The organism is Phenylobacterium sp. (assembly GCF_016793285.1).
Classification (GTDB): domain Bacteria; phylum Pseudomonadota; class Alphaproteobacteria; order Caulobacterales; family Caulobacteraceae; genus Phenylobacterium.
Genome location: NZ_JAEUMO010000148.1, coordinates 1 through 3,638 on the forward strand (window position 1 = coordinate 1; position 3,638 = coordinate 3,638).

4 protein-coding genes are annotated in these 3,638 nt (G+C 74.1%); 2 read left to right on the forward strand and 2 right to left on the reverse strand.

Annotated features, from left to right (window positions below):
- Nucleotides 1-367 (forward strand): LysR substrate-binding domain-containing protein (locus JNL41_RS13730; RefSeq protein WP_293475807.1); only part of this gene is annotated, 367 nt, incomplete at its 5' end.
- A 12-nt stretch (nt 368-379) separates the two neighbouring features.
- Here the strand turns inward: JNL41_RS13730 and JNL41_RS13735 are convergent.
- Nucleotides 380-2,917 carry a hypothetical protein gene (locus tag JNL41_RS13735; protein ID WP_293475809.1) on the reverse strand — a complete coding sequence of 846 codons (2,538 nt, stop codon included), beginning with the start codon at nt 2,915-2,917 and terminating at the stop codon, nt 380-382.
- A gap of 133 nt (nt 2,918-3,050) precedes the next feature.
- Between JNL41_RS13735 and JNL41_RS13740 the strand changes: the two genes are divergently transcribed.
- Nucleotides 3,051-3,245, forward strand: a complete 195-nt coding sequence (locus tag JNL41_RS13740; protein ID WP_293475811.1) for a hypothetical protein — start codon at nt 3,051-3,053, stop codon at nt 3,243-3,245.
- Between the two features lie 158 nt (nt 3,246-3,403).
- Here the strand turns inward: JNL41_RS13740 and JNL41_RS13745 are convergent.
- Nucleotides 3,404-3,638: phosphatidylglycerol lysyltransferase domain-containing protein (locus JNL41_RS13745; protein WP_293475813.1), on the reverse strand; the 235-nt coding region annotated here is incomplete at its 5' end.

A 3,638-nucleotide genomic window follows, 5' to 3' on the forward strand; every position in this document is an offset into this window, starting at 1 on the left:
CCTCACCGAGCACCTCTGCATCAACGCGCGCCAGCCGACCGCCGGAGGCCTGTCGCCCTGGGAGTTCGAGAAGGGCGGACGGCCGTTGAAGGTGCGCGTCGAAGGCCAGCTCGCCTTCAACGTGGCCTCGCTGATGGTCGATGCGGCGCTCTCGGGCCTGGGGCTCGCCTACGTCATGGAGGACAGGGTCGAGGCCCACCTCCGGTCCGGCCGGCTGAAGGCTGTCCTCAGAGACTGGTCGCCGCCTTTCCCGGGTTATCACCTCTACTATCCGAGCAGCCGGCAGCACGCGCCCGCGTTCGCGCTCCTCGTCGAGGCGCTGCGCTATCGCGGACCGGCGCGCGCGGGTTGGTCGAACGACGTTTGAGGAGCCGCGGCCCTACCGCTCGGCGGAGTAGAGCGGGACGCCGCCGTCCTGGTCGCGGCGGTAGTCGGCGAGGGCGCGGTGGTAGGCCGTGGAGGCGCGGCCGTCGATGGGGCCCGTGTAGTAGCCGAGGCGCGTCAGGACCATCTGGGTCTGCTGCACGTTCATCGAGACGCCGGCCGCGAGCGCCGGCGACGCGGCGGCTGGGGCCGGCTTCGGCGTCGCAGCGGCCGGCGCGCGGGGCTGGGCGGGCGCGGGTCTGGGGGCCAGGGGCGCCAGCGCCTTGCGAGCTTCGGCGTCGCCGCGGGCGGCGGCGCGGGCGAACCACTGCCGGGCGGCGGCGAGGTTGCGGTCCACCCCGCTGCCCGACTGGTAGAGGAGGCCGAGGTTGTACTGGCTCTCGACCACGCCGGCGTCGGCGGCCTTGCGGAACCAGCGGGCGGCGCTGACCAGGTCCTGCGGGCCGCCTTCGCCGCGGAACTCGTAGACCGCCAGGTTGTGCATCGCCTTCACGTCGCCGTTCTCGGCGGCGAGCGCGGTCCAGCGCCGCGCTTCCGTGGGGTTCTCGGGCAGGCCCGCGGCGCCGGTGTCGTAGAGCTGGGCGAGGTAGAGCTGAGCCTGCGCGTGGCCGACCTCGGCCAGCGCGGTGAGCTGGGCGAGCGCGCCGGGGACACCGGCCTCGACGTCGGCGCGGACGTCGGCGAAGGCCGCGGGCGCAGCCGGGACGGTGGTGTCCTGCGGCCGGGTCGGCAGGTGCGCCGGGCTGAGCGCCATGGCGGCGCGGGGGTTGTCCGGGATAGGGGCCTGCCCGGGCGCGGCGGCCGGGTCCGGCGAGGCGGGGCCCTGCATCAGGGTGAGGCCGGCCGCCCCCACGCTGAGGAACGCAGCGCCGCCGGCGATCATCATGGCGGTCTGCAGCGCGGTGTTGGGCGCCGGCTTCCTGGTCTTGGGGCCGAAGCCCTGGAAGAGGCGGCCGGTCGCGGCCTTGGGACCGACCTTGGCGCGCACCTGAAGCGGCGGTTCCTGCGGCGTGTGCGGGTCGGGGGTCGCGGCGGCGCGGGCGGCGGCGCGCGCGCGCTCGATGACCTCGCGGGTGGAGAGTTCGGGCTCCGCGGGCCCGGGCTCGAAGAGCGCCTCGTCCTCGCCTTCGGCGAGGGGGGCGAAGACCTCCGGGATCTCGGGCTCCGGAACGTCCAGGTCGAGGCGTCGCCAAGGCGGCTCGACGATGTCGTGCGCGGGCTCGTGGCCGGGCTCCGGCTCGGCGCGTGAGAGGAGTTCCGGACCGAGGGCGGCGGGGGCCGGCTCGGCGAGGTCGAGCCTCTCGGGCTCGGGTTCCGGCGGCGGGCCGAGCTTCTGGATGATCTCGGCGAGCGTGGGTTCGGGGGCGACCCGCTCCGCCGCCGCGGTCCAGGCGGCCGGGTCGGCGCCGGCGCGCTGTTCGGAGGTGTCCAGGCGCCGGGCCAGCGTGCCGGTGACCTTGGCGAGCTCGGCCTCGAGGCGCTCGAACGCCTCGGCCTGGGTCTGCTCCTGGCGCGCGAGGCGCAGCTCGACGGCGCCGGCGATGCGGGCCACCTCGGTCCCGACCTGGTCGATGGCGCCCGCGCTCTTCTCGTCGACCTCGGTGAGCTTGCGCCCCACCGCCTCGGCCATGGACAGCACCTGGCGGCCGATGGCCTCGACGGCCTGGGCGGAGCGCTGCTCGGCGACGCGGACCTGTTCGGTCAGTTCGGCGAAGCGGGCTTCGAGGCCGCCCCCGGCCGCGGCCAGCTTGCCGGCCACCTCGGCGCGGACGGCTTCGACCTGGTGGGTCAGGACCTCGGCCAGAGCCTCGAACCGCAGCTCGACCGGTTCGCCCGCGCTTGCGCCGCCCTCGACGGCGGCGACGCGGCGGTCGAGGCCGGCCAGCGAGCCCTTGAGGTCGTCGAGCGCGGCGGCGGTGCGGCTCTCCGCCAGGGCGAGGCGGTCGCCGAGGCGCTGGAGCACCGCCTCGACCACGAGTTCGGGCTCGGCCCGCGCCAGCCGGGCCTCGATCGCGCGCAGCGCCTCGGCGGAGCGGGGACCGACGTCGCCGCTGGGGCGCGGCTCGGCCTCCAGGCGGCGCAGGCGCTCGCCGAAGTAGCCGTGCTGCGTGCTGGACTCGGCGAGCAGGCCTTCGAGCCGCGCCGTCTGGGCGTGCTGCTCGCGCTCGGCCGTCTCGATGCGGGCCAGCGCGTGGCGCACCGAATGCTCGACGCCGTTGATGGCGAGGCCGGTGCGGGTCTCGGACGCTTCGATGCGGTCGGTCAGGCGGTCCAGCGCGCCGGCGACGCGGGCAAGGTCGGGCGGCGCGGCGGCCAGGGCGACCGTGCGAAGGTGCGGCGCCGCCCCGACGGCGCGAAGCGGGCGCTCCGCGAACTGGCTCTCGTGGGTGATCTCGTCGGGGAGCTCGTCCTCGAGGATGATGCGGTTCAGCCACTCGCCGAGGGTCAGGCCCGAGCGGCGGGCAAGGTCCTTCGCGACCTCCCGGGCCTTGGGGTCGATCCCCTTGACGGACCAGGGCGCCCCCGCGCTCATCCGAATCGCATCTCCGCTCAGGGAAGGACGCTACCCAGCGATCCCTGGGGTGTAAACGAAGGCTTAACGCTAGATGTAGTGGTCGGCGCGGGTTCCTGTGGATGGCTGGCGCGTGCTGGGATACGGGGTGCGCATGGACATCCGAACCGCCCTCTCGGTCGCCGGCGTGTGCGCGATGGTGGGCGTGCTCGCCGGCTGGCGCGGCGCCAGGCCGCCCAATCCGATGAAGGGCCCGCGGATGGTCCCGTGGCGGTTCGTCATGGTGCTCGCGGCGACCGGCGCCCTGCTGTTCGGGATCACCGCGGCGCACATGGCGCTGGGCCGCTAGTGTGCTGGATCTGAAGTTCGCCTGCTTTCGGGTCGGAGCGCCGAGCGAACTTCAAATCCAAAAAGCACACTAGAAACAAATATTTCCCTGGTGTCCTTGTCGATTCCGAAGTTCGACTGAGTTCGCCTCAGGCGCTTGCGAACTTCGGAATCGGGACACTAGGCCGCCTCTTTCGCGGCGGGCGGCTCGTCGGTCTTCCTGGGGCGCTTGGCGAGGCCGGCGACGCCGCCGGAGGAGAGCAGGCCCGCATCCGCCATCAGGCGCGGGATCGCCCACTTGCGGGGGGCGGCCACGAAGCGGGGCTGCCAGGAGGGGTCGTACTTGGACTTGTAGTGGCGCACGCCCTGGAAGTTGTAGATTTCCTCGCCGCGGTCGTAGATCAGCCGGCCCACG

Excerpts from the sequence above, each read along its gene's own strand:
- JNL41_RS13735 (WP_293475809.1), bottom strand. The coding sequence starts at position 2,917 with ATGAGCGCGGGGGCGCCCTGGTCCGTCAAGGGGATCGACCCCAAGGCC.
- JNL41_RS13740 (WP_293475811.1), top strand. The coding sequence starts at position 3,051 with ATGGACATCCGAACCGCCCTCTCGGTCGCCGGCGTGTGCGCGATGGTG.